Genomic DNA, 24,557 nt, shown 5'->3' on the forward strand with positions numbered 1-24,557 from the left:
GTTGTCACAAGTTTTTCATGATATTGAAAAAAAAATTATCCTTGCTCTTAGAGAAAACCCAAAACAATCTCTTGGAACTCTAGAAAAACACACACAGCTTTCACCTGATCAAGTTAGACGAGGAATTGAATGGTTGAAATTAAAAGGTTTAGCTAATGTAGATGAATCAAAATCAAGTATTATCAGCTTAGGTAAAAATGGAATTGAATCTCTTCAAAAAGGACTCCCTGAAAGAAGATTACTGGATTTGCTAAAAAGTGGACCTAGAAAACTGTCTGATCTACAAAAAGAACTTGGATCTGTTTTTGGCACTTCAATTGGACTGGCAAGAAAAAATAATTGGATAGAAACATCGTCTGAAAATATTTCAATAAAGAATCCACCATTAGAATTTCCTGGTGAAAAAACGCTCAACCAAATTGGAGAAAAAAAATTACCAAAAGACGAAATTGATAATAATGATCTTTCTTCACTTCTAAAAAGACCTGATTTTATTATTGAAGACATTGTGAAAACCAAAGAAATCACTTTGACTGATTCTGGAAAATCAATAGTAATTTCAAATTCTTCCGGAGAAATAGATGTTGAAGCAAAAGTGCCTAATGTTTTCGTTGCAAAAACTCATCCGCTAAAAGATACTATTGATGAAATTCGTGAAATATTTGTCACATTGGGTTTTTCAGAAATAATTGGTAATATGACTCAATCAAGTTTTTGGAATTTTGATGCTCTGTTTACTCCACAAGATCATCCAGCGAGAGAATTGCAAGATACCTTTTATCTTGATAGTATTTCAGCCAAAAAAATCGCCACACCTGAACAAATTAGAAAAGTTTCTGATTCTCACAAGAAAAATTGGAGATATCATTGGGATATCAATGAGGCAAGAAAAATGGTTTTAAGAACACATACTACTTGTGTCACAATAAAACATTTAGCAGAAAATAAGTTAGATGAGGCTAGAGTTTTTTCTCTAGGACGTGTATTTAGAAATGAAAAAGTAAGTTACAAACATCTTGTAGAATTTAATCAAATCGAGGGAGTTGTTGTTGGGAAAGATGCAAATCTTCGAAATCTAATGGGGATTCAGCGAGAATTTTATAAACGCATTGGAATTACAAAAATTAAATTTTGGCCAACATTTTTTCCATATACAGAACCATCGCTTCAAACAATGGTGTATAATGAAAGATTGGGAAAATGGATTGAATTATTTGGAATGGGGATTTTTAGACCTGAAGTGACTAAACCTCTTGGAATTACTACCCCTGTTTTGGCATGGGGTGGAGGTATTGAAAGAATCGCAATGCTAAAGTATGGTCTAGATGATGTTAGGGAATTTTATAATAATAATCTTGATTGGTTAAGGAATGTTACAAAATGCCAGTAGTTGAACTATCATACACGCGACTTCAAAAATTAGTTGGCAAGGTAACAAAAAAGCAAATTTCTGATTCATTACCTTTTCTGGGATTAGATATTGAATCTGAAGACAAAGACCTTGTCAGAATTGAATATAGTCCAAACAGACCTGATTATTCTACTGATTTTGGAATTGCACTTGGTTTGCAAGGATTACTAGATATAAAAACTGGTGCAGTTAAACTAAAAATCAAAAAATCAAACAAGTACCAAATATCTGTAAAATCTGGAGTATCAAAAATTCGCCCTTTTCTTACTGGAATTATTGCAAAAAATGGTAATATTGACAACAAAATTCTTGAACAGCTCATACAAATGCAAGAGGATCTACATATGGGAATTGGTAGAAAACGTACAAAATCTTCAATTGGCATTCATGATCTTGATAAAATCTCATTTCCACTAATGTACACAACAACTCACAGAAATACTAAATTCATTCCTCTCAAATCTACTAAAGAAAATACTATTTCTGAAATACTCGAACAAACTGATGTAGGTAGAAATTATGGATATATTTTAGATAATTCTTCAAGTGTACCCATAATTACTGATTCTAATAATATCATAATATCCCTACCTCCAATCATCAATGCGGCAATCACAACTGTTACAACAAAAACAAAAAATCTCTTTGTTGAGGTAACTGGAATTAATAAAGATGATGCTGAAGATATGCTTTCAGTAGTTGCAACCATTCTAGAAAGTGCCGGGTTTGCTTTGGAATCGGTTAAAATATCTGGCACAAAAAATTCATCACCTAAACTAGATCCAAAGAAAATATCTGTAAGTACTTCATTAATTAATCAAATTCTTGGTTTGAATCTCAACACTTCAAAAATTCTTTCATCACTAAAAAAATCTAGACTAGATGCAATCTCTAATGGGAATAAAATTATTTGTACAATTCCTGCATATCGATTCGATATTTTTGGACCTATGGATTTGGTAGAAGAAGTTGCTTTAGGATATGGAATTCAGAATCTTGAGCCTACTTTGATTCCTTCTCAAACAATTGGCCAAATAAATCCAGTTTCTCTTCAACTAAAATCACTAAATCAAATTATGATAGGACTTGGATATCTTGAAGCCCTAAATTCAAGCTTGACCAGTAAACGTGTTTTGTATGATATGACTAACAGAAATTCAACTAAAATCCTTTCTGTACTTGATTCAAAAAGTCAAGAACATACCATTTTACGTGATTCAATTCTTCCTGGATTATTAGAAAATCTTTCAAGAAACATTCATGAATCATATCCTCAAAAACTTTTTGAAACTGGTGTTGTTTTTACTATTGATAATCCAATATCTGAAAAAATTAATTTTTCTAGTATTTGTGCCCATAAAGATGCAAATTTCACTGAAATTAAGTCCATACTGCAATCTGCATTAAAAATTGGCTTTGGCATTTCAATTGAAACAAAAACCTTTTCTCATCCAACATTTGAAGCAGGACATTGTGCAAGTGTGATTTCAAACGGTAAACCAATTGGGATGATTGGAAAAATTGATTCCAAGATTGTTGAAAATTACAAAATTCGTATACCTGTTATAGGTTTTGAAATATCTCTGTCAGAATCAATTCTTTAAAATAAAATTCAATTTAACAAAAAATAATCTCATGAAACGGTATTTCATCAATGGTTTTTAGTAGGAGTTGATACATCATTAAATGCCCGAGAGCAGGCACGCAGACGGATTAGGATGATGTCGATCGTAATGATACCAATGATTTCTAATTCACCCAGGTGTGCTACATTATGGGCAACCCCGGTTTCAGAACGCGAGGAGGCTTATGGCTATGTACCCATGATTTTGTGCGAGTCAGAACCGGGGAACATTAATCTTTCAAAAACCATAAAACACCGCTAATCATATAGAAAAATGAAATGACAAATTATTGGTTGGCAAAACAAGAACCTAGTGGTCCAAGAGGATATAATTTTGAACAACTAAAAAAAGAAAAAACAACAATTTGGGATGGGGTTCACAATAATTTAGCATTAAAACATATGCGAGGAATGGCAGCTGGTGATCTTGTTTTGTTTTATCATACAGGTAATGAAAGACAGGCTGTAGGGATAATGGAAGTTACTTCAAAACCTTACCCTAATCCCAGAGAAGATGTTGAACGCTTCATTGCAGTGGATGTAAAATATAAAAAAACATTGAAACGACCTGTAACCCTTTATGAAATGAAAAAAGATAAAAAATTCAAAGATTGGGAACTGATACGAATTTCAAGATTATCTATAATGCCTGTACCGAAGCCAATATGGGATGCTATTCTAAAGATTTCTCAAAATTAACTATAATCGCTTTATTGATATAGTAGATTTGTTTGGTTGAATCATGGCAACAGCTTATGTTTTAATAAACTGTGAACTGGGTTCTGAAGAAGCTATTATAAAGCAACTAAAGAGCTTGGACGGTGTTAAGGAAGTTCATGGAACTTTTGGCGCATACGATATTTTGGCCAAAATCGAATCTGATACTGTTGAAAAACTAAGAGAAACAATTACCTGGAAAATCAGGAAAATTGAAAAGATTCGTTCAACCCTGACCCTAATGGGTATTGAAGGCCAAACATAATATCTTTTTTTTATTATGATTTTACATTTTATTTTTGTAATAAAAGAAGAAGATCGTGATAAGCGACAGTTTGAATTTGAATATGTTAAGAAAATGGGCCAATTTTATAAAAGATGGATTAAAGACAAATTTAATAAAGATTATGAGATTCAGTGTGATGAATTAATCACAACGCCAAGAAATATTCTTCAAAGGCTTGACACTCCCACACTTTTACGTGATCACCAACAACGAGGAAATGACATCTATCATTTTTACTTGACATATTTCAAACCTTGGTGGACTGATTGCACTTGTGAAGGATATCACGCTGAAAATTTTGGAATGGTGTTTTGGCAAAAACCTAAAGAAACAAATGATACATTGTTTCTTGCAGAAAAAAACTGCACAACTGTATCTCATGAACTCCTTCATGAATTATTAAGAATATCTGGTCATAAAAAATTCATTCAAGTAGTTCATGATATTTGGACAAAGCATTTGTTTGAACAATTAGAATTTGAACAATTTGATGAAAATTTTCAAAAAACTAATGAAAAACCCATGTTTCTTACAATGAATACTTCACAATTAAATCTGTAATCTAATTTTTAAAATCAGCACTTTGTAACAGAATATATGTTATTTTCAAAGTTTGCAGTTTTAAAATTCAACATATTTTCAGGATCATCTGATCTTGATTTGCTTAATTTTTCAAGTTCTACTAATGCATCTCCTCTGAAACCTACGGAAGAACCATAAATTCCATCTGTTAACATTGTTCCATGATCTCCTCTTTTGATATCATCAACCATTTCATAAAATCTAGTTGTTTCTTTTTTATTGACTGGGTTTCCTGTTGCTTTGTTATATGCAACCGCTATATACATTCCATTATTTTTTATTGCAACTGGAATCTTGTGATTTTTTCCTGATATTCCAGGAATAGTATCATTAACTATGACTTCACATTTGTGATACATACTTGAAACATATGCAAAAAATCTATACTGTGCATACTTTCCTGCACTATCTTCTTCACATCCGACAAATACCTTATGTAATAATTCCAATGCGTCATCATTCATACTTTGTAATCTATCATCAATCCTACCTCTTTCAAGAAGTTCAGATTTACATTCTTTAGCTACTAGTACTAAAATGAAATCTGGTAAATTATAATTCTTAAGAGCTGCTACAAATGCTCCTGCTTGAGACATTCCAAATTTTGGGAACCCTTTATTGACCATAATTACACCTCAATTTTGTAAATTTTGAACTTCTCAACCTTGTATAATAAAACTGCTTTTCGTTTATAATTGTTGAGAATTCTATGCCTAATTATGTATTTTTCTTAATTTTTGAATTGTAAATATTAAATTCGGGAAGATTCTATGTTTTACATGGATATCAGTACTACCACTCAACTTGTTTCAAATGTTTATTCAAAAATTAAAGAGAATGTTGTAAAATATAGAAACGTTGTTGGAAGACCTCTTACGCTTACTGAAAAAATTTTATCTGGGCATCTTTATGAGGTACCTAACAAAACTCTTACTGGTGGAAAAGACTATGTTTTTCTTAAACCTGATCGAGTTGCATTACAAGACGTAACCGGTCAAATGGTAATGCTTCAATTTATGCAAGCTGGACTTGACCAATCAGTATTACCTACAACTGTTCATTGTGATCATCTGATTAGAGCTGAAGTTCAAGGTGATGTTGACATGAAGGTCTCTCTTGATGAAAATAGTGAAGTTTTTAAATTCCTTCAATCTGCAGCCGCAAAATATGGATGTGGTTTTTGGAGACCTGGAGCTGGAATTATTCATCAAGTAGTTCTTGAAAATTATGCATTTCCAGGAGGTTTGATGATAGGTACGGATTCTCATACTCCTAATGCTGGTGGGCTAGGAATGATTGCAGTTGGTGTTGGTGGATTAGATGCAGCTGAAACTATGGCTGGGCTTCCTTGGGAGTTACTTTATCCAAAAAAAATTGGTGTTAAATTAACTGGAGAACTAAATGGATGGACAGCACCTAAAGATATCATACTAAAAGTTGCAGAAGAATTGACGGTTTCTGGAGGAACTAATTCTATTATAGAATACTTTGGTCCTGGAACAAAATCTATCAGTTGTACCGGAAAAGCCACAATTACCAACATGGGAGCAGAAATAGGTGCAACTTGTTCAATTTTTCCATATGATGAAAGAATGGAAACTTATCTAAAATATACAAACCGAGAAGAAATCGCTGAATTAGCAAATCAAAATAAAGAATTACTTGTAGCAGATCCTGAAGTCGAGACAAATCCTAAAAAGTTCTTTGATAAAGTAATTGAAATCAATCTATCTACGTTAGAACCTCATATTGTTGGCCCTCACACTCCTGATTTAGCAAGAGCAATTTCAAAATTAGGTGAAGATGTAAAATCAAATGATTATGTTGATCCAATATCTGTTGCACTGATCGGAAGTTGTACCAATTCATCTTATGAAGACATGTCTAGAGTCGCAAGTATTGCTCAACAAGCAAAAGAAAAAGGAATCAAATCTAAAATCCCCCTGTTAATTACACCTGGTTCTGAACAAATTCGTGGAACCATAGAAAGAGATGGTCAAATGGATTCTCTTAAACAAATAGGTGCAACTGTTCTGGCAAATGCATGTGGACCATGTATTGGACAATGGAATAGACCTGAATTAAAAAATGACGAAAAAAATACAATTGTTACTACGTTTAACAGAAATTTTCCAGGACGAAATGATGGTCGTAGAAGTACTTTGAATTTTATTGGTAGTCCTGAGATGATTATTGCATTAGCTTTAGGTGGCAAATTATCTTTTAATCCATTAAAAGATGAACTTACAGCTTCAGATGGAACAAAATTCAAACTAGAACCCCCAAAACCTGCACCAGAAGTTCCTGAAAATGGATTTATGATTCCTGAAGGAATTTTTATTGCACCACCTGAAGATTCGAATGATATTGAGGTAATTATTGATCCTAACAGTAAAAGACTGCAACTTTTAGAACCTTTTTCAAAATGGGATGGAAAAGACTTTGTTGATTTACCAGTTCTAGTTAAAGCTAAAGGAAAATGTACTACTGACCATATTTCTCCAGCTGGTGCATGGTTGTCTCTTAGAGGTCATTTAGACAATTTGAGTGATAACATGCTTTTGGGAGCAGTCAATGCATTTAATGATGAAGTAGGTAAGGGTAAGAATATTCTCAATAGTAAACTTGAAACATTTTCAAATATTGCAAGACAGTATAAAGAAAAACAAATTAGATGGATGATTGTAGGTGACAATAACTATGGTGAAGGTAGCAGCAGAGAACATGCTGCAATGTCTCCTCGATATTTAGGATGTACCGCAGTTATAACCAAAAGTTTTGCTAGAATTCATGAAACAAATCTAAAAAAACAAGGTATCTTGGCATTGACATTTAGTAATCCCGATGATTATGATAAAATCCTTGAAGATGATAAAATCAGTCTTGTAGATTTAAACAAATTAGAACCAAATACGCAAGTCAAATGCATCATCTCACATGCAAACGGAAGTAAAGATGAATTTTTATTAAATCATTCATATAATAAATCCCAAATTGAATGGTTCAAAAATGGTTCTGCACTGAATGTTTTGAGGAATAATCAGTAGATTTTTTTTGACGTGGGGCCGACCGGAATCGAACCGGCGACCTACGGGTCACTACAGCTCCAAACTTACATCATCCGTGAGTCAGTTTAGCTTAGTTAACCTTTGGAGCCCTTAGCGGTGATCTTTTTCGTAGACACTGTCGCCCTACCAGGCTAGGCTACGACCCCACAAACAAGAATAAAATAGACTTGAATTTTAAGTTATTTTTAACCAAGATTTATTTGCAATAATAATTAATTTACTATTGATTATCAATAATGGTAAAACCAATTTACTTAGTATTAGGTGCTATTCCAGTAATTGTAGCTCTGTTAATTTCGGTACCATTAATTATTAAAAATGAAATTCCTACATCTGCAGCAAATTATACTGATGAAATTGAAATTGAATATACAAAACATCAGTTAAAAAAGATCTCTAATGGGATTACTGAAAGAACTGGTGCACAAAAAACTGAAATTCTTTACATAAAAAATGATGGTGAGACAAAATATTCTGTTACTGAACAAGGTTATCTTAAACCTGATGTTCGATCTCATTTAGATGAAAAAAAACTTAATAAAATTAAAGCACTGATAAAAGAAACTGGATTCATTGCAATTCCATCTGAATCCTTCAAAGTTTTTGACAATGCAACTGAATATCAGAAATCAAATGTCAAAATTACTCTTAATGGTCATGTCAATCAAATACACTGGCCTCAACAAAACGTTACAAATGATTTTATTCCTCCAATAATCACTATGGTTGAATCAGAACTTGATTTAGTTATGTCTGAACTTAGTGAATAGATACAAATAGTCATTAGGAAAAATTAGAATATGCTTTCACTATCTGGCGAACGACATGATGCAAAAGGAATAATTTCTGAAAAAATAAACTCATCTGATATTTTACGCGGCTCGTCTACTCTTAAACGTGGATTCGCCCATATGTTAAAAAATGGAGTTGTAATGGATGTCACAACTGTAGAACAAGCTCAAATTGCTGAAGAATCTGGAGCAGTTTCTGTAATGGTTTTAGACAAACTCCCATCTGAAGTTAGAAAAGCTGGAGGAGTTGCACGAACCGCAAGCATTAGAATTATTGAAGATATTATGGATTCTGTTACAATTCCGGTAATGGCAAAATGTAGAATTGGTCATATTCATGAAGCACTTGTTCTTCAAGAAACTAATGTTGATATGATTGATGAATCTGAAGTTCTAACTCCTGCTGATGAGCTTCATCACATTTGGAAATGGGACTTCACTACTCCTGTAGTTAATGGTGCAAGATCCTTGGCTGAAGCTTTGAGAAGAATTGAAGAAGGAGCATCAATGATTAGAACAAAAGGAGAACCTGGAACAGGAAATGTTGCAGAAGCAGTAACTCATATTAAAAAATTAAACGATGAATTGAGAATAATTAAGGGAATATATGATTCTGGAGATAATCAAGATTTAGTTAGAATTGCAAGAGAATTCAAAGTTTCATATGATATTGTTAAACAAACTGCAAAACTTGGGAGATTACCTGTAGTAAATTTTGCAGCCGGAGGAATTGCAACACCAGCTGATGCTGCATATCTTATGTCACTTGGATGTGATGGAATATTTGTTGGCTCTGGAATTTTTAATGCCGATGATGCAAAACAAAGAGCAAAAGCAATAGTTTTAGCTACTACTTTTTGGAACGAATCTGATAAAGTTAAAGAAGCTCAAAAAATGATAGATGAAAGACAATCTATGTTAGGGTTAGATGTTAAAACACTTGAATTACGTATGCAAGATCGTGGTGGTTCAGCATGAGTCTTAATATTGGAATCTTATCTATACAAGGAGATGTTCAAGAAAATCTCCTTTCAACTAAATCAGCAATTGAACAATTAGGATTAGATGCTAAAGTATCTGAAGTAAAAACCCCTGATGAAATTTCTCAATTAGATGGTCTGATTATCCCTGGCGGTGAAAGTACAACAATTGGTCAACTCTCTCTAGTAAATGGTTCATTAAAAATCCTGAAGGAAAAAATTGAAAGTGGAATGCCAGTACTTGGAATTTGTGCAGGAATGATCATGCTTTCAAAAACAGCTGATGATCGTGTTATGGGTAAAACTGATCAACCTCTTTTAGATATTCTTGATATTAAATTGGAAAGAAACTCATTTGGCAGACAAAAAGAATCCTTTGAATCTTATGTGTCAATGGATTCTATTGGAATTCCTAAATTTAATGGTGTGTTTATTAGAGCACCATCTGTCTCTGATGTTGGTTCAGGAGTAGAAATACTTTCAAAATTTAATGAACGAATCATTGCAGTAAAGAAAGGCAATGTGATTGGTACTGCATTTCATCCCGAACTAACAGGAGATACATCATTACACAAATTCTTTGTAAATCTGATTAAGATCTCAAAAAATTAGTCAATCTCTAAATTGATAACTTCTGAGCAATTCTTTTTAAGTATATAGGCTTTTTTTTTAAAATGAAGATAAAGTTGGGATTATTTACGATTTTATCTATTTTACTATTATGCTCAATAGGAATTCTTACCATTGATACAGCATTTGCTCAAGATTCTGAAGATTACAGAGAAAACTTAACAGAAAATCTAGGTGGACAAACTGAAAAATATGAAGAGAAATTAAGAGAAATTAAAGAAAAATATCAAAAAAAGATTGATGCTCTATCTGAAAAAAACCTTCAAACATTAGAAAAATCTGAAGCAAGAAAAGAAAAACTAGAAGAAAACTCTGAAAACATACAAGAGAGATTAAAAGCAAAATCTGATATGCTAGATGATGCAGTAGGTGATGAAATAACTATAGAATTATCCGAAACTATAGCAGGTATAACTGGAAATTAAGAATGTTTAAAAAAAATTGTTTCTATTTTCTTGGATTTATCTTTTCAATTATTCTAATCTCACCAATTCAATTATCTCATGGAGAAATAGGGTCTATCTCTGTAGAATCATTTGATGTTAACTATGATATTGAGAATGGAAGTCTTGAAACAATTTACTTTGATCCTGATTTTGTTGAATTGATCATTATAATGAATACTATATCTGATGGAACTATAGAGTTGACAATTCCAAGATCTCTATTGGATGCAAAATTTGATACTTCTGACGATGTCTTTTTTATCTTAGTTGATGGTTTTGAAACTAATTACATAGAAATAGATTCAACATCTGACTCTAGAACTATTATAATTCCATTTTTTGGGGGTGATTCAATTATTGGTATTATCGGAACTGATTCTCTTAATATATTCTCAGAGGAACCTAAAATTCCATCTTGGATTAAAAATAATGCTGGATGGTGGGCTGATGGACAAATTGATGATGTTGCGTTTGTACAAGGAATTCAATACCTGATAAATAATGGCATTATGAATATCCCTCCAACTGAATCTGGAGATTTGTCTGGAAAAGATATTCCATCTTGGATTAAAAATAATGCTGGATGGTGGGCTGATGGACAAATTGATGATGTTGCGTTTGTACAAGGAATTCAATACCTGATAAATAATGGAATTTTAGTGGTATAATAGGCTCAATCTAGTAAATTATGCATAGATTTCAAGTCATTTTTGAATGGCTTGAGAATTTCAGGAATTTCAACTTTGATTGGATCTTTTAATGACAAACTTTGAGATTTTTTTTCATTCCACACTTTAGAATTAAATTCAGTTATCTCTTTGGTGATTTTACTTTGATCTTCTAAATTCTCAGGTTCGATTTGTTTTTGTTTATGTATACTTTCTTTTGAATACAAAATTTTCCAAAGATGTTCAGTTATGAATGGCGTGATTGGCGCTAATAATTTTAAAATCGTTGAGAGTGATTTATGTAGTGTAAATATGGCACCATCACGTTCTCCATCTGAGAAATTAATGCCATAAGCTCTTGCTTTAACCATTTCAATGTAATGAGCTGCAAACAAGTTCCATGTGAATTCTCTAATTGCAATTGCAGGAATAAAAAAGTTATATTCATCATAGCCTCGCTTACATTCTTTCACTAGGTTATCTAATTCGGATAGAATCCATTTGTCTGACTCACTAAGTGTTCCAGATTTTATTACTGGAAAGCTTGACAAGAATCTTGATATATTCCATAACTTACTGAGGAATTTTTTAGTTGATTCAATTTTTTGTTCATTACATCTGAAATCATATCCATGATTAATTTCACTTGCGCTCCAAAATCTAAAAGTGTCTGCACCTAATTTTTCTATCACTGGTAATGGATCTATTGCATTTCCTTTACTCTTACTCATTTTCATTCCTTTTTCGTCAAGACCATATCCCATAACCCATGCTTCAGACCATGGCTTCTTTCCTGTTAGTTGTTCACATCTTAGTAGTGTATAATACAACCATGTTCTTACAATATCTTTTGCTTGTGGTCTGATTGAAGCAGGATATACCTTTTTGAAAAATTCATCATCTCTATTGAATTTACTAATGAAAAGTGGAGATACACTTGAATCCATCCATGTATCAAATGTTCTCTCTTCCCCAACAAATTCTGTAGAATCACATTTTGTACAATTATTGATTAAACATCTTTCATTCCAAGGTTTATAGTATTTCCCAGGCTCAGGAACGTAGGGTTCTGAACATTTTTTACAGTACCAAATTGGAATTTCAGTACCATAATACCTTCTTCTAGATATTGGCCAATCGATATTGATAGATTCCAACCAATTGATTAGAATTTGTTTATGCATTGTTGGATGAAATTCTATTTCTTGTCCCAACTTTTTCATTTTTTCAACTGAATCTTTTTGTTTGAGATAATACTCTTCCATTGGAATGATTTCAATTGGAGTTTTACTTCTTTCTGAAACAGGCGTTCTATGAACAATTTCTTCAATTTTTTCTACAAAGCCATTTCTTTCCAAGTCTTCTATGATTTTTGTTCTCGCTTGTTTTGGTTTTAACCCTGCATATTCTCCAGCTGCATCTGTCATCTTTCCATCTAATCCAATTGCAACAACCTCTTCTAATTCCAGTTCTCTAAATAACGCTACATCGTTTTGATCACCATAACTACATATCATTACAGCACCAGAACCAAATTCTTTTTGTGCTGAATGATGTGTTCTTAATTCAACCTCTGCATTAGTAATTGGAACTATCACTTTCTTTCCAATATATTTTGAATATCTTTTATCTTCAGGATTTACAATAATAGTTCTACACGCACAAATTAATTCCGGTCTTGTACTGGCAATTATTATTTCCTGATCTGTGTCTTTAATTTTGAATTTCATGTATACCAGTTTAGTGGATAAATCTTCGTATGTTATCTCTGCATCTGCGATAGTAGTTCCTGATACCCAATCATAGTTATTTGGTCTGTTTGCCAGGTATATCTGACCCTTCTTCCATAATTCAATGAATGTTGATTGAGTTAGAGTTCTGTACTCCTCTGAATCAGTTCTGTAGTAATTTGCAAAATCCCCACTAATTCCCAAATTTTTCATAATGAGAATCATCTCTGCTTCTAAATCATCAAGTGCATCTCTACACAAATTTAGAAATTCATTTCTATCTGTTTCTCTCATTCTGATGTTGTGTTTTTTTTCTGTGTATAGCTCTACTGGTAATCCATTTCTGTCAATTCCTATTGGGAAATAGACATTTTTTCCAGCCATTCTTGCAGTGCGTGCAATCATATCGATCTGTGAATAATGTGCTGCAGCTCCAATATGCCATGGTCTACCTGAAGGATATGGGGGAGGAGTATCTATGGTAAAATTCTCATTTTCTGGTTTGAATTCATAAGTTTTTTCTTCTTCCCATTGTTTTAGAATATTTTTCTCTAACTTTGGATCCCATGCTTTTTCTGATATTTTAGGTTCCATTTTTTATCTATCTTGAAATATTTGAAATAATATGAGATCCTTTATTGTAGCCTTCATATATGTAAACTCCAAGTGCTTCTACATTTGACGGCATTTTAGGCGCTAATAATTTGATAATCTCACTTGAAAGATTTTCTACCGTAGCTTCCCCTTCTAACAAATAAGTAGTATTTTTTGGAACTTGTAACTCAAACATTCCTTTAGGACCTTCAAATTGAATATGATAATGTGACTCATCTTCCTTTCTCAAGTATTTTCTATTTATGAAAAATTTATGATCAAACACATTTACAACCTCTTTGATGATTTTTTTTGCTACCCCAAAATCTAATAGTAAATTATCTTTCATCTGTCCTACAAGTTCTACCATTACAGAAGATGTATGCCCGTGCAGAATAGAACATTTTTCAACTAATGGAAGTATGTGTGCATAATCAAATGAGAATGATGCATCTTCTAAAAATATAGAACCTGTCTGAGGCGATTTTTCATAAAATACAATATCTTGTAATTCTTTAATTTGTGCAACATATTTTGCATGACCAATTGCCATTACTTTGTCTTTTGGAAAGTCTTCTTTGATCTGTTTGTATTTTTCAATATCTTCATCATTGTCAATTACTTCAATTAACCCCTTCTTTGTCTTAAAATCTACAGTAATTTCTTTTCTGTTCTTTAAGACAATCTTGTGATTATATTCATATTCTTCTTCAAGAAAGGTGAGCATCTGTGCAATGGTCAACTCTGTTCTTGTCCTAAGCAAATTTCCCTTTTTATCAACATATCTAAAATCTGAATCCATTATTGTTGGAGTTGAAGCCATGTGAAGTCATCTTATTTTGGATATAATATAAATTCCGTAATGGTTGTGCCTAAAAATATATCCTTTGTAACTATACGAAGGAATTCAGGATTTTTGCTAGATTTACATCATTTTTTGTAATGCCTCCAGCATCATGAGTTGTCAATTCCACTGTAATTCTATTGTATACATTAAACCACTCTGGATGATGATTCATTTTTTCAATCTCCATGGCTGCTCTGGTCATAAAACCAAATGCCTGATTGAAACTATCGAATTGAAACTCCTTGTGTAGTTTTTCATTAACAACACTCCATCCTGATAGATTCTTTAATTCATCCTCAATATCTTGTTGGGATAATCGTATCATACTGTATTATATTTAATGTTAAATTAAAAGATTGATTCATTACCTTTTATGGAATATGTGATATAAACCATGGATGAAATAAACAAAAAATTACTTGAGCATATCAAAAATTCTATTTCTGAGATTGTTAAAGTGAAAAAAATTGGAATCGCTTTTTCTGGAGGCGTAGACAGTGCATTAATCTCTAAAATATGCTCTGACATGAATTATGATATTATATTGCTTACAATTGGATTCCATGAATCTCATGATATTTTATTTGCAAAACAAGTTAATGAATATCTAAAATACCCTCATCATGTTTTAGAAATTGATTCAGATACATTTCCTTCAATATCCTCTAAAATTCACCAAACAATAGAGACTGATAATTTATCTTGGAATGAAAACTGTATTGCTTTTCATTATGTTTCTAAACTAGCAAACTCTTTAGAACTTGACACTGTAATTACAGCAAATGGAATAGATGAATTATTTTGTGGATATAATGTATATAGAGAAGTATTTTCTGAAGGAGAATCAAAAATTAACCAAGTCATTCTTGCTAAATTAGATAATGAATTAAAAATGATGAAGGCTGTCAATCTAGTTGCATCTGAATTTGGAGTAACAATACTTCAACCATTACTCTCACAAAAATTCATCGAATATGCAAAAACTGTCCCAATATCTGAAAAAATTCATGACTCTGAAGATCTATATCGTAAACACATTATACGAAAATTAGCCCAAGAAATTAATGTTCCAGAACTTTCTTGTACAAAACGAAAAAAAGCATTACAGTATGGCTCTAAAATTCACAAGGCTTTACTAAAAACTAGATAAATTTCTTAACTGTACTTTGAACTGATTTTTCTACATTACTAATGATTGTAGGTGATGCTCCAAGGTGTTTTTCTGGTGAAAATATTGCATCAATTTCTTTATCGGTTAGCTTTGAGGAAAATGCTTTATCCCTTTTGATTGCATCCTTGTAGAACATTCCTTTATCGTTTGCCTCAAATGCAACTCTCTGAACATCTCTATATGCATGAAATCTTGGAATACCTTTTTTGATTAGTGCTTCTAAAACAAATTCTGCAAAGATTTGGCCTTTTGTGATGTATAAATTATCTATAATTCTTTTCTCATTTACCAACAAGTTTGAAATAATTCTGGTCATAGTTTCTAACATTTCGTCAACTAAAATGGATACAGTTGGTATTACAAATCTTTCATTGGCTGAATTTGAAAGATCTCGCTCATGCCATAATGGAATATTTTCAAATGCAACCGCGACTTGACTTCTTACTAATTTGGATAGTGATGATACTCTTTCACTCTTTATTGGATTTCTTTTTACAGGAACTGCACTGCTTCCCATTTGCCCTTTTTTGAATTGTTCTGCAACCTCTCCGATCTCAGTTCTCTGTAAATTTCTAATCTCTATTGCAATTTTTTCTAATGTAGCACCAATTAGTGCCAACTCAAAAACATATTCAGCATATCTTTCTCTAGGAACAACTTGAGTTGTAACTTCTGCTGGAAATAATTTTAATCGCTTTGCAGCTCTTTTTTGTACTTCAAGTGACTTTACGCCCATTAGTGAGCCTGTCCCTACAACACCCAATGTCTTGCAAATCAAAATTCTTTTCTTTATCTCTTCAATTCGCTCTACATGTTTTGCCATCTCTGCAGCCCAGTTTGCAAATTTCAATCCAAATGAAATAATACTTGCATGTTGACCATGTGTTCTACCAACTGCTGGAATCTTTGCATGGTTTACTGCTTTTTTTGCAAGAATTGATGCCATCTTTGCAACTTTAGGCTCAATAATTTGTAATGCATCTCTCATCTGCATTGAATTACTAGTATCGACTAAATCATTACTTGTAAGACCATAGTGAATCCATGGTCTTGCATTTTTGCTACATTTTTCACTAAGTGCTTCTACCAAGGCTGCAGTGTCATGATCACTTTTTGCCTCTAACTGTTTGATTCTTTTTGCAGTGATTTTTCCAGACATTACAGCTCTGTGAATTTCTTTACCTACACTTTTTGAGATCATTCCTATCTCGCTTTGGGAAATGGCAACAGATCCTTCGATCTCCAATTGATAATCTACTTTCTTTTGTTCACTGAAAATATCCATCATTTCTTTTGTGCCATAACGACCATTATCGATAGGTAAAATTGCCAATATTCTTAGTCATTTTACATTGAAAATAAATCTACTTATGAAATCAATGTTCATAATTTCTTTAGAGATTAAATCTACTCTGACTCTTAATTTATGGCAATCACAAAGACAGCCTTTTTGCTATCACATTCGCTTGCAATCTGGACACACCTTCTTTCTCCAATATTGCACTGTATCCATTTTAGTATCGCTGTGTCACTTTGAAAGTCCCTTTTTTCACTTGAAGAAGAATTTTGATCAAATACAATATCCAAAACCCAATTAGTATGTAATACAAAATACTTACATCCGGCTCTTCTAGAATTTCTCTTGATTCTTCATCTACAGGCTGATCAAATGGTGGTATGTATACAATTCCAAGAAAAATTGGTATTGTTACTAGAATAATAATTGGTATTACCATGATTTCTAATTATATGGACTATAATTTGTATAAATTTTTGCTACTGAATGAAAATACATGTCTCTCATATCTTCTTCTACTGATACTGCCAATAAATTAACAATGTCTGTTGCTGTAATTATACCAACAACATCCCCCTTATCAATTACGGGTAATTTTCTTACTCCACTTTTATGCATCAAATCTCCTGCAGCTCTCACTGTTTCATCTGAACTTATCGAAATCAATGGTGATGACATTATCTGTTTTATGGGTGTACTAATTTGATATGCATGAGCAGCAACTTTTACTGCAAAATCCCTATCTGTGACAATTCCTACTGGTTGGTTATTTTTCATAATAATTATTGCTCCAACTTTTGCATCTTCCATCATTTTTGCAGCTTCATTGATTGTCATTGTTGCATCTATGGAAACAACTGATTTAGTCATTACATCTGCTATTGTCATTATTTTTGCCTCTGTCATTTTACGAATTAACTTGTATCTCATTCCATATTTGGATCTTCTAGAATCTCAAAGCTGAAAATCATACAAGATAATCTAAATTTACTTTAAATAAAAAACTGATTAATTTTTTTTATTTTCCAGAATAATCTTAAATTATTTTGACTTTACTACTCTCAATAATTTGCAAAGTTTTTTGAAGTTATTTTTCTATAATACCTGTATCTTGTAAAACCCATTCTAGGGATTTGAAATACCATTGTTTAAAATTTTTCTCATCAATTACCCAATCTGGGTTTGCTCTTAGTTCTGCAAGTAACTGATTGGCTTTTTTTGTAATTGTTGCTTGATCTAACCCATTTTATAGTTGCTTTTGTTTAATTTAAAATTGTTTTTAGAAATCTTCTGATGATTTAAATTGGATTGAAAGAAAATTTTATCAATACTGATGTCTACTGTTATTCCAAAAAAAATTGGAGAAAATCAATACCAAATTGAACCTGATTCAAATCTTGGAATGAAAGTACCTGTGAGAATCTATGCTGATGAATCTCTTTTGCAAAAAATGCTGTCTGATAGAACAATAATGCAGGCACGAAATGTTGCTTCAATTCCTGGAATTATAGGCCACAGTGTTGTATTGCCTGATGGTCATGAAGGTTATGGTTTTCCTGTTGGTGGTGTTGCAGCTATGGATGCTGAAGAAGGGATGATTAGTCCCGGTGGAGTTGGATATGATATTAATTGTGGAGTAAGATTACTTCGTTCAAATTTAAGCGAACAAACAGTTCGTTCAAAACTAAAGGAGCTTGTAACTGATCTTTTCAATTCTATTCCATCAGGTGTTGGATCTAAAGGTGCAGTTAAGCTAACCCATTCAGAACTTGATGAAGTTTTAGTAAAAGGAGTTAATTGGGCAATTGACAATGGTTATGGTTCATCACATGATTCTGATGTATGTGAAGAGAATGGCCAAATTCAAAATGCTGATCCAAACGAAGTTTCTGATAAAGCAAGAAAAAGAGGTGCACCTCAACTCGGAAGTTTAGGTTCTGGAAACCATTTTCTTGAAGTACAAAAGGTTGCAGAAATTCATGACGAAGAAGCAGCAAGTCGAATGGGAATTAAAGAAGGTACTATTACAGTTTTGATTCATTGTGGTTCTAGAGGTTTTGGTCATCAAGTATGTAGTGATTATCTTAGAATTTCTGAACAGGCAATGACAAAATATGATATCAATTTACCTGATAGAGAACTTGCCTGTGTCCCTAATAATTCTGATGAGGGTGAATCCTACAGAAAAGCAATGTTTGCAGCATTAAATTTTGCATGGAGTAATAGACAAATGATAACTCATTGGACAAGAAATTCTTTTGAACGTGTGTTTCATCAATCCGAATCTGATCTTGATATGAAATTAGTTTATGATGTTGCGCATAATATTGCAAAAGTAGAGAAACACAAAGTTGATGGCAAAGAACGTAAACTTGTAGTTCACAGAAAAGGTGCTACACGAGCATTTCCTGCAAACCGAGATGAAATACCATCAAAATACCGTGATTTGGGCCAACCTGTTTTGGTTCCGGGTTCAATGGGTACTGCAAGCTGGATTTTACTTGGAAAACCCAATTCTATGAGTTTGAGTTTTGGCTCAACTGCTCATGGGGCAGGAAGAACAATGTCTAGATCCAAAGCTAGAAGAAATTACACTGAAGATGATGTAAAAAAATCCTTGAATGACAAGGGCATATTTATCAAAGCATTAACTCGAGATGGAGTTGTAGAAGAAACTCCTCTTGCATACAAAGATGTTGATGCTGTAGTTAACGTCTCTCATAATCTGGGAATTGCCACAAAAGTTGCAAAATTAGTACCTATTGGTGTGATTAAAGGTTGAATGAAGAAGATTCTGAACTTGAACGATTAAAGGCAAAACGACTAGCTGAAATGCAAAAAAATATTTCTTCTAGAAAAGATCAAAGTCCTAAATCTCCAGAACAAGTAATCCCACCAAATCCGCGAGATTTATTGGTCAAAATACTTGGATTTAGAGGATTAGAAGTGTTAGAAAACGCTGAATCTCAATTTCCAAATGAAACTAAAATTATTGTTGAAAAACTATCTGAATTAATTAAAACTGGTGACATCAATGAAATTATTGATGGAGGGAAACTGTTGACATTATTTAGATCAGTTGGGATAAATGTTCGAATGAAAACAAACATCAACATTGAACAAGATGGAAAATTTATATCCTTAAGCGATAAACTTAGTAACCAATCCTCTAATGATAATGATGAATAATGAATATTGTTTTAGAAGTTGGAACAAAAAATTATGTCGATGATTTACTTATAATTAAAAAAGCTCTTTCCCATATGGAAAGCTTAGTTGGCGCATATAATGGATATGTACTAAGTGAACCATCATCAAAATTTGGATGGACATTTTTTAAATTGTCCTTTAAACCAAATTTACAAAATGGTATTGAAGAAAAATTTTCTGACATGATACAAAAATATCCTTCAAGTGATCATACACAAAAATTTGCAGATTTTATTAATGATTTTTTTATTTCTAAAGGTAGCGACGTTAAAATAAAAATATCTGATTAAACTCTTCTTCCTCTTTTTCCACCTTTCTTTCTAGTGGTATCATGAGGAATTGGTGTTACATCATCAATCCTTCCAATTTTAAAACCGCCTCTTGCTAAAGCTCTGATTGCAGCTTGTGCTCCTGGACCAGGTACTCTGGAGCCAACCCCTCCTACTGCACGAACTCTAATATGGAACCCTGTGAATCCTTTGGTTTTTCCAACCTCTACTACTGCATTTGCAGCTTTCATTGCAGCAAATGGAGATGATTCGTATCTGTCAGCGTTAACATGTACACCACCAGAACTAATGGATACAGTTTCGCCACCTGTCAGGTCGGTCATGTGAATAATTGTATTATTATAACTACTGTAAATGTGAACTATTCCCCATTTCTCAGGACCATCTTTCTTTGCTGTCGGCTCAGATTGTGTTTCTTCAACTTCTGATTCAACTTCGTCTACAACTGACTCAGTTTCTTTAATTTCCGCCTCAATTTTCGACAATGTCTATCCACACCTTAAAGGGTTTAAAAAACATTGATTTTTTGACTTTATTCCATTTGGTCACTTGACTTAAAATTTGTGATTCTTCATATACTGTGGTATTCTGGTTAATTTTAATGACATCTATTTTTTTATTAGCACTCGGAATTGGGGTTGCAACTCTTTTATTGGCTTCTGCTATATTCTCCTTTCTGACACCGCTCTCCGATTTTGTTTTATCCCCTCAAGAACAAAAATGCCAACAAATAGCCAATGAAGGTTACAAAATTCATAAAATTTACCCTAATTCAAATCCAGATGAATTACCTAATAATGATTTTCAGCGTTTGATGTATTTAGATGATTTATGGATAAAAGAGTGCGTTTCTGTTTTACCTGCTGATTCTATATTTAATATCGTAAATAACGTAGAAAGAAACTCTCCATATGGTGAATAGTTATCTAAAGTGTTTCCATCCTAAATCTTTCAGACGAAAAAAACCATTATCTTTTTTCACATAAACGCCATTACCAGAAGTAACATATCCAATCTCGATGATTGGAATCTTGTAAATTTTAGCATTTTTTTGAACTATTTTTTTGTATTTAGGCGACACTGTAAATACAAATTCATACTCTTCTCCTCCATGAAAAATTAAATCATTTAAATTAAGTTTTTGAGATTTTGCATATTTTTCTAAATCTGTCATATGTGGAAGATTGTTGATAACAAATTTCTTTTTACTTTGTTTTGACATTTCATTTAATGTTGTAGATAAACCATCACTAGAATCCATTGATGATGAAAAATATTTTTTATTTTTTAAACCAAATTTTAATTGAGGTTTTGGTTGTGTTACTGATTTAATTGCTTTTTTCACAAAAATATCATTTCCCTTTTTCTTATTGAGAAGTATGTTTAATCCAGCAGATGTGTAGCCAAACGGTCCAGTCACAAATATTAGATCCTTTTTTTTAGATCCTTTTCTTTCTACTATTCCATCTGTCTCTCCAAAAATACATACATTGAAAACAATCTCTTTCCCTTCATTTGTGTCTCCTCCAAGAATAGAAATACCGTATTCATTACATGCCTTTTTAAAACCTATTCCAATTTCATTAATTTTTGAGCGTAAAATTGTCTTTGGTAGATTTACTGAAATTATCCCAAATTGAGGTTTTACACCCTTTGCAGCAAAATCACTTACACATGCAACAATACTTTTTCTTGCAGCATCTGATAATTTCATTTTAGATGGAATATCTGTACTTTCAACTAATGTGTCTGTCTTCACTGCAATTTTGTTTTTCCCAAATTTCCAAATTTCAACATCTTCAGTTACAAACTTCTTACTACCTAATTTACTCTGAAAGATCTTGATTATTGATGATTCATCTAACTTTCTCATAACTCTGATTCACCAACTCTAATGCATCCTTTACGATTTTTTTACATTTTATCTCATTATTAGATTCTGCTGAAACCCTAATGATATCTTCTGTGTTTGATTTTCTGATTAGGATCCAACTATCCTCATCAATAATCCCTTTTATCCCATCTAATGTATTTACTCCTGAGTATTCTTTTGAAATTTTAGATGTCAATTCTTCAATTACTTTATCATGAAAATTTGAATCAACTTTTATTTTCTCTCTGATTTGACAATAACTTTCCATGTAATTCAAAATTTCATTGAATTCTGATGTTCCTAACATTGACGCAATTAGTCCGCTTGTTATAATCCCATCTCTACAATAATTGAATTCTGGTAAAATAAATCCACCACTGCTCCCTTCACCTCCAGCTTGCGCATTATTTTTTAACATTAGATCAATCACATTTGCTTCTCCTACTTTGGATCTTTGTACTGTTCCACCCTTTTCTTTGATGAATTTTTCAACTGAAATACTTGTATCTATACTTAGGACAAAATCTTTGTATCCTAATCCTAGAGATTTCGCTACTCCTAACCCTAATGTCACATCTGGAGCTTGTTTTTTTCCTTTTCTAACTACGACTAAACGATCTCCATCTAAATCAAATGCAAATCCTATTTCTTTTTTATTTGATATTGTAATTAATTCATATAACTCATCGGATGTGGGATCTGGACCTCTGGAACATCCTAAAAGACTTTCATTTAGAATTTCAATATCGCATCCAATTATTTTCAATAATTCAGGTGCATACCCGCTAGCAGCCCCTCCACCTATATCCACAACTATTTTTGGATTATTTTCTATGCTTCCTATGATTTTCTTTGCATCGTCTATATACGTAGATGTAATATCATTTTCAGTGCCTATTTCTGTTTTTAATTTTTTTTGATACTTAATAATTTGTGGAAGTTCTTGTTCATTAATTCCTCTACCTTCAATAATGAATTTCATCCCATTCCATTCAATTGGGTTATGAGATGATGAAATAACTAATCCCGCACCATATTTCCTTGCCTCTCTAAAAACTACAGGAGTTGGTGCTGTTTCTAAATTGAAAACATTAATCCCTCTTCCCATTAATCCCGCACTAGCTGTTTCTTTTATAATTGAGCTTGATGGTCTGGTGTCTTTACCAACAACACATTTTTTTGATTTGATTAATGATGAAAAATTACCACACAATTCTAAAATGTCATTTAGATTAAGGTCCTCTCCAAATATTCCTCTTATCCCAGAAATTGTTTTTTTCAATTAATCCAACTCAGAAAGACTTTTTATTAACTCTGATGGGTTTATCCAAACGTGCCTTGGTAGCTCAGCCTGGTAGAGCGAACGCCTCGTAAGCGTTAGGCCGCGGGTTCAGATCCCGCCCGAGGCTTTTAACACTAGTTTTAATAACCCTAACTACATACATTACGATGAAAGAAGATATCGATATGGTCATCACAAAAATAGTTTAAATGGACGGTGACCTAAAAGATCAGGAGACAGGTTCTACATCATATTATAAAAAATATCTCAAAATGTTTTACATATGAGTCATATTTGGAATATGAACGCTATAACTTTACCAGTATTTTTTGTGATTTGTTTTGAGGATCAGTCCACAGGTCGGGATCCATTTTTTCTCCCATTTGCTTGATGAATTCTTCAGTGTTGGCCCTTATTTGCTCTAGTACTTTTTTGGTAACCTCCATGTCTTTTTTCGATATTTTATCCAATCCCATATTTCTTATCTCCAAAATTGAATCAATTATTGGATCCACTACATCTTTGGATTTTTTGGTCATAAAGATTAGATTATTTCTCCTATCTTTTGGGTCTGATTGTCTTGTAAGATACCCTTCTTTTTCCATCTTGTCTATCACTGGTACAAGAGTAGGGGCCTCAACAAATATCATATCTGCAATAGTCTTTTGAGTAATCCCCTCTTTTATTGAAAGTACAGCAATTATCTTCCATTGTGCACCTGTTAAGTCAAAACGTTCATGCATCTTAATGTCTGCTGCTTTTTCCCATGATTTAGCTGATGTTTTTAGCAAAAGTCCTATGCTTTCTCTAAGATCTAGTGTTTTAATTTCAGATTACCTCTTTACCTTTTTCTTTTTTCAATATGTGTTATATATGTAGTAATTAGTCTTATATTAATTAAGAATTAAGTCATTTAAATATAATCATTAGTATCCTAATCTTTATTATTTACAACAAATTAGTCAAAATAATGGGGGCTGTGTTTACTCAGTTGTGTAAAATCAAAGAAACAAAATTATCAAGAAATAGCAAAAAATTATTTTACCTTATCTTTTTATGT

General features: G+C 32.4%; 26 protein-coding genes, 2 tRNA genes and 1 pseudogene. 17 read left to right on the top strand and 12 right to left on the bottom strand.

Annotated features, from left to right (window positions below):
- The first annotated feature begins 1 nt into the window (after window position 1).
- From OEM44_08310 to OEM44_08330, 5 genes are all read left to right on the top strand, one after another.
- Window positions 2-1,390 (top strand): phenylalanine--tRNA ligase subunit alpha, encoded by a 1,389-nt coding sequence (locus OEM44_08310; GenBank protein ID MDH3516797.1) that lies wholly within the window; start codon window positions 2-4, stop codon window positions 1,388-1,390.
- Window positions 1,381-3,015: a phenylalanine--tRNA ligase subunit beta gene (pheT, locus tag OEM44_08315; GenBank protein ID MDH3516798.1), complete on the top strand. Its 1,635-nt coding sequence runs from the start codon at window positions 1,381-1,383 to the stop codon at window positions 3,013-3,015. Before OEM44_08310 ends, pheT begins: the two co-directional genes overlap by 10 nt.
- A gap of 299 nt (window positions 3,016-3,314) precedes the next feature.
- Window positions 3,315-3,734 (top strand): EVE domain-containing protein, encoded by a 420-nt coding sequence (locus OEM44_08320; protein ID MDH3516799.1) that lies wholly within the window; start codon window positions 3,315-3,317, stop codon window positions 3,732-3,734.
- A 43-nt stretch (window positions 3,735-3,777) separates the two neighbouring features.
- The gene (locus OEM44_08325; GenBank protein MDH3516800.1) at window positions 3,778-4,017 is read left to right on the top strand and encodes an Lrp/AsnC ligand binding domain-containing protein; all 240 of its coding nucleotides are present in this window, start codon (window positions 3,778-3,780) and stop codon (window positions 4,015-4,017) included.
- A gap of 15 nt (window positions 4,018-4,032) precedes the next feature.
- Complete coding sequence (locus tag OEM44_08330; GenBank protein ID MDH3516801.1) at window positions 4,033-4,599, top strand: hypothetical protein; 567 nt, start codon at window positions 4,033-4,035, stop codon at window positions 4,597-4,599.
- Window positions 4,600-4,613: 14 nt separating this feature from the next.
- On the opposite strand, the gene OEM44_08335 is transcribed toward OEM44_08330, so the two are convergent.
- A complete protein-coding gene (locus tag OEM44_08335; GenBank protein MDH3516802.1) occupies window positions 4,614-5,246 on the bottom strand; it encodes a hypothetical protein in 633 nt (210 codons plus the stop codon).
- A gap of 153 nt (window positions 5,247-5,399) precedes the next feature.
- On the opposite strand from OEM44_08335, the gene OEM44_08340 reads away from it, so the two are divergent.
- On the top strand, window positions 5,400-7,667 hold the full coding sequence (locus OEM44_08340) for an aconitate hydratase (protein MDH3516803.1): 2,268 nt from the start codon (window positions 5,400-5,402) through the stop codon (window positions 7,665-7,667).
- Between the two features lie 13 nt (window positions 7,668-7,680).
- Here OEM44_08340 and OEM44_08345 read toward each other — a convergent pair.
- Window positions 7,681-7,834, bottom strand: a tRNA-Trp gene (locus OEM44_08345).
- A 90-nt stretch (window positions 7,835-7,924) separates the two neighbouring features.
- Between OEM44_08345 and OEM44_08350 the strand changes: the two genes are divergently transcribed.
- The 5 genes and pseudogenes from OEM44_08350 (at window position 7,925) to OEM44_08370 (ending at window position 11,203) form a co-directional block, all read left to right on the top strand.
- On the top strand, window positions 7,925-8,458 hold the full coding sequence (locus OEM44_08350) for a hypothetical protein (protein MDH3516804.1): 534 nt from the start codon (window positions 7,925-7,927) through the stop codon (window positions 8,456-8,458).
- Between the two features lie 30 nt (window positions 8,459-8,488).
- A complete protein-coding gene (pdxS, locus tag OEM44_08355; protein ID MDH3516805.1) occupies window positions 8,489-9,457 on the top strand; it encodes a pyridoxal 5'-phosphate synthase lyase subunit PdxS in 969 nt (322 codons plus the stop codon).
- Complete coding sequence (pdxT, locus tag OEM44_08360; GenBank protein MDH3516806.1) at window positions 9,454-10,071, top strand: pyridoxal 5'-phosphate synthase glutaminase subunit PdxT; 618 nt, start codon at window positions 9,454-9,456, stop codon at window positions 10,069-10,071. The genes pdxS and pdxT overlap by 4 nt, the downstream gene beginning before the upstream one ends.
- A 62-nt stretch (window positions 10,072-10,133) precedes the next feature.
- Window positions 10,134-10,514, top strand: a complete 381-nt coding sequence (locus OEM44_08365; GenBank protein ID MDH3516807.1) for a hypothetical protein — start codon at window positions 10,134-10,136, stop codon at window positions 10,512-10,514.
- 428 nt (window positions 10,515-10,942) lie between these two features.
- A pseudogene (locus OEM44_08370) lies at window positions 10,943-11,203 on the top strand (peptidase).
- 5 nt (window positions 11,204-11,208) lie between these two features.
- Here OEM44_08370 and OEM44_08375 read toward each other — a convergent pair.
- The 3 genes from OEM44_08375 to OEM44_08385 form a co-directional block, all read right to left on the bottom strand.
- Entirely contained in the window at window positions 11,209-13,527 is a 2,319-nt protein-coding gene (locus OEM44_08375; protein MDH3516808.1) for a valine--tRNA ligase, read from the bottom strand.
- 7 nt (window positions 13,528-13,534) lie between these two features.
- On the bottom strand, window positions 13,535-14,350 hold the full coding sequence (locus OEM44_08380; GenBank protein ID MDH3516809.1) for a 6-carboxytetrahydropterin synthase: 816 nt from the start codon (window positions 14,348-14,350) through the stop codon (window positions 13,535-13,537).
- Between the two features lie 70 nt (window positions 14,351-14,420).
- On the bottom strand, window positions 14,421-14,699 hold the full coding sequence (locus tag OEM44_08385; protein ID MDH3516810.1) for a 4a-hydroxytetrahydrobiopterin dehydratase: 279 nt from the start codon (window positions 14,697-14,699) through the stop codon (window positions 14,421-14,423).
- Window positions 14,700-14,768: 69 nt separating this feature from the next.
- Here OEM44_08385 and OEM44_08390 point away from each other — a divergent pair, with 69 nt between their 5' ends.
- Entirely contained in the window at window positions 14,769-15,524 is a 756-nt protein-coding gene (locus OEM44_08390; protein ID MDH3516811.1) for an asparagine synthase C-terminal domain-containing protein, read from the top strand.
- Here the strand turns inward: OEM44_08390 and purB are convergent.
- The 3 genes from purB to OEM44_08405 all read right to left on the bottom strand — a co-directional run bounded on the left by purB (window position 15,517) and on the right by OEM44_08405 (window position 17,772).
- The gene (gene purB / locus OEM44_08395) at window positions 15,517-16,878 is read right to left on the bottom strand and encodes an adenylosuccinate lyase (GenBank protein MDH3516812.1); all 1,362 of its coding nucleotides are present in this window, start codon (window positions 16,876-16,878) and stop codon (window positions 15,517-15,519) included. The two genes, OEM44_08390 and purB, sit on opposite strands and share 8 nt — an antisense overlap.
- Window positions 16,879-17,059: 181 nt before the next feature.
- Window positions 17,060-17,281 (bottom strand): hypothetical protein, encoded by a 222-nt coding sequence (locus tag OEM44_08400; protein MDH3516813.1) that lies wholly within the window; start codon window positions 17,279-17,281, stop codon window positions 17,060-17,062.
- 5 nt (window positions 17,282-17,286) lie between these two features.
- Window positions 17,287-17,772 (bottom strand): CBS domain-containing protein, encoded by a 486-nt coding sequence (locus OEM44_08405; protein ID MDH3516814.1) that lies wholly within the window; start codon window positions 17,770-17,772, stop codon window positions 17,287-17,289.
- A gap of 403 nt (window positions 17,773-18,175) precedes the next feature.
- Here OEM44_08405 and OEM44_08410 point away from each other — a divergent pair, with 403 nt between their 5' ends.
- From OEM44_08410 to OEM44_08420, 3 genes are read left to right on the top strand one after another with little or no spacing between them, the layout of a single operon-like run.
- Window positions 18,176-19,624, top strand: a complete 1,449-nt coding sequence (locus OEM44_08410) for an RtcB family protein (protein ID MDH3516815.1) — start codon at window positions 18,176-18,178, stop codon at window positions 19,622-19,624.
- Complete coding sequence (locus tag OEM44_08415; GenBank protein MDH3516816.1) at window positions 19,621-20,031, top strand: DNA-binding protein; 411 nt, start codon at window positions 19,621-19,623, stop codon at window positions 20,029-20,031. The genes OEM44_08410 and OEM44_08415 overlap by 4 nt, the downstream gene beginning before the upstream one ends.
- Window positions 20,031-20,342, top strand: coding sequence for a hypothetical protein (locus OEM44_08420; protein MDH3516817.1), 312 nt, complete (start codon window positions 20,031-20,033; stop codon window positions 20,340-20,342). The genes OEM44_08415 and OEM44_08420 overlap by 1 nt, the downstream gene beginning before the upstream one ends.
- Here the strand turns inward: OEM44_08420 and OEM44_08425 are convergent.
- Window positions 20,339-20,827 carry a 30S ribosomal protein S11 gene (locus OEM44_08425; protein ID MDH3516818.1) on the bottom strand — a complete coding sequence of 163 codons (489 nt, stop codon included), beginning with the start codon at window positions 20,825-20,827 and terminating at the stop codon, window positions 20,339-20,341. The two genes, OEM44_08420 and OEM44_08425, sit on opposite strands and share 4 nt — an antisense overlap.
- Before the next feature lie 116 nt (window positions 20,828-20,943).
- On the opposite strand from OEM44_08425, the gene OEM44_08430 reads away from it, so the two are divergent.
- Window positions 20,944-21,264, top strand: coding sequence for a hypothetical protein (locus tag OEM44_08430; protein ID MDH3516819.1), 321 nt, complete (start codon window positions 20,944-20,946; stop codon window positions 21,262-21,264).
- On the opposite strand, the gene thiL is transcribed toward OEM44_08430, so the two are convergent.
- Entirely contained in the window at window positions 21,265-22,215 is a 951-nt protein-coding gene (thiL, locus tag OEM44_08435) for a thiamine-phosphate kinase (GenBank protein MDH3516820.1), read from the bottom strand.
- Entirely contained in the window at window positions 22,199-23,497 is a 1,299-nt protein-coding gene (locus tag OEM44_08440) for a phosphomannomutase (protein ID MDH3516821.1), read from the bottom strand. The genes thiL and OEM44_08440 overlap by 17 nt, the downstream gene beginning before the upstream one ends.
- 53 nt (window positions 23,498-23,550) lie before the next feature.
- Between OEM44_08440 and OEM44_08445 the strand changes: the two genes are divergently transcribed.
- Window positions 23,551-23,624: transfer RNA gene (locus OEM44_08445), tRNA-Thr, on the top strand.
- 181 nt (window positions 23,625-23,805) lie between these two features.
- Here OEM44_08445 and OEM44_08450 read toward each other — a convergent pair.
- Window positions 23,806-24,288: a MarR family transcriptional regulator gene (locus tag OEM44_08450; GenBank protein MDH3516822.1), complete on the bottom strand. Its 483-nt coding sequence runs from the start codon at window positions 24,286-24,288 to the stop codon at window positions 23,806-23,808.
- Window positions 24,289-24,557 lie beyond the last annotated feature (269 nt).

The sequence above is a fragment of the Nitrosopumilus sp. genome (assembly GCA_029862745.1).
GTDB lineage: Archaea > Thermoproteota > Nitrososphaeria > Nitrososphaerales > Nitrosopumilaceae > Nitrosopumilus.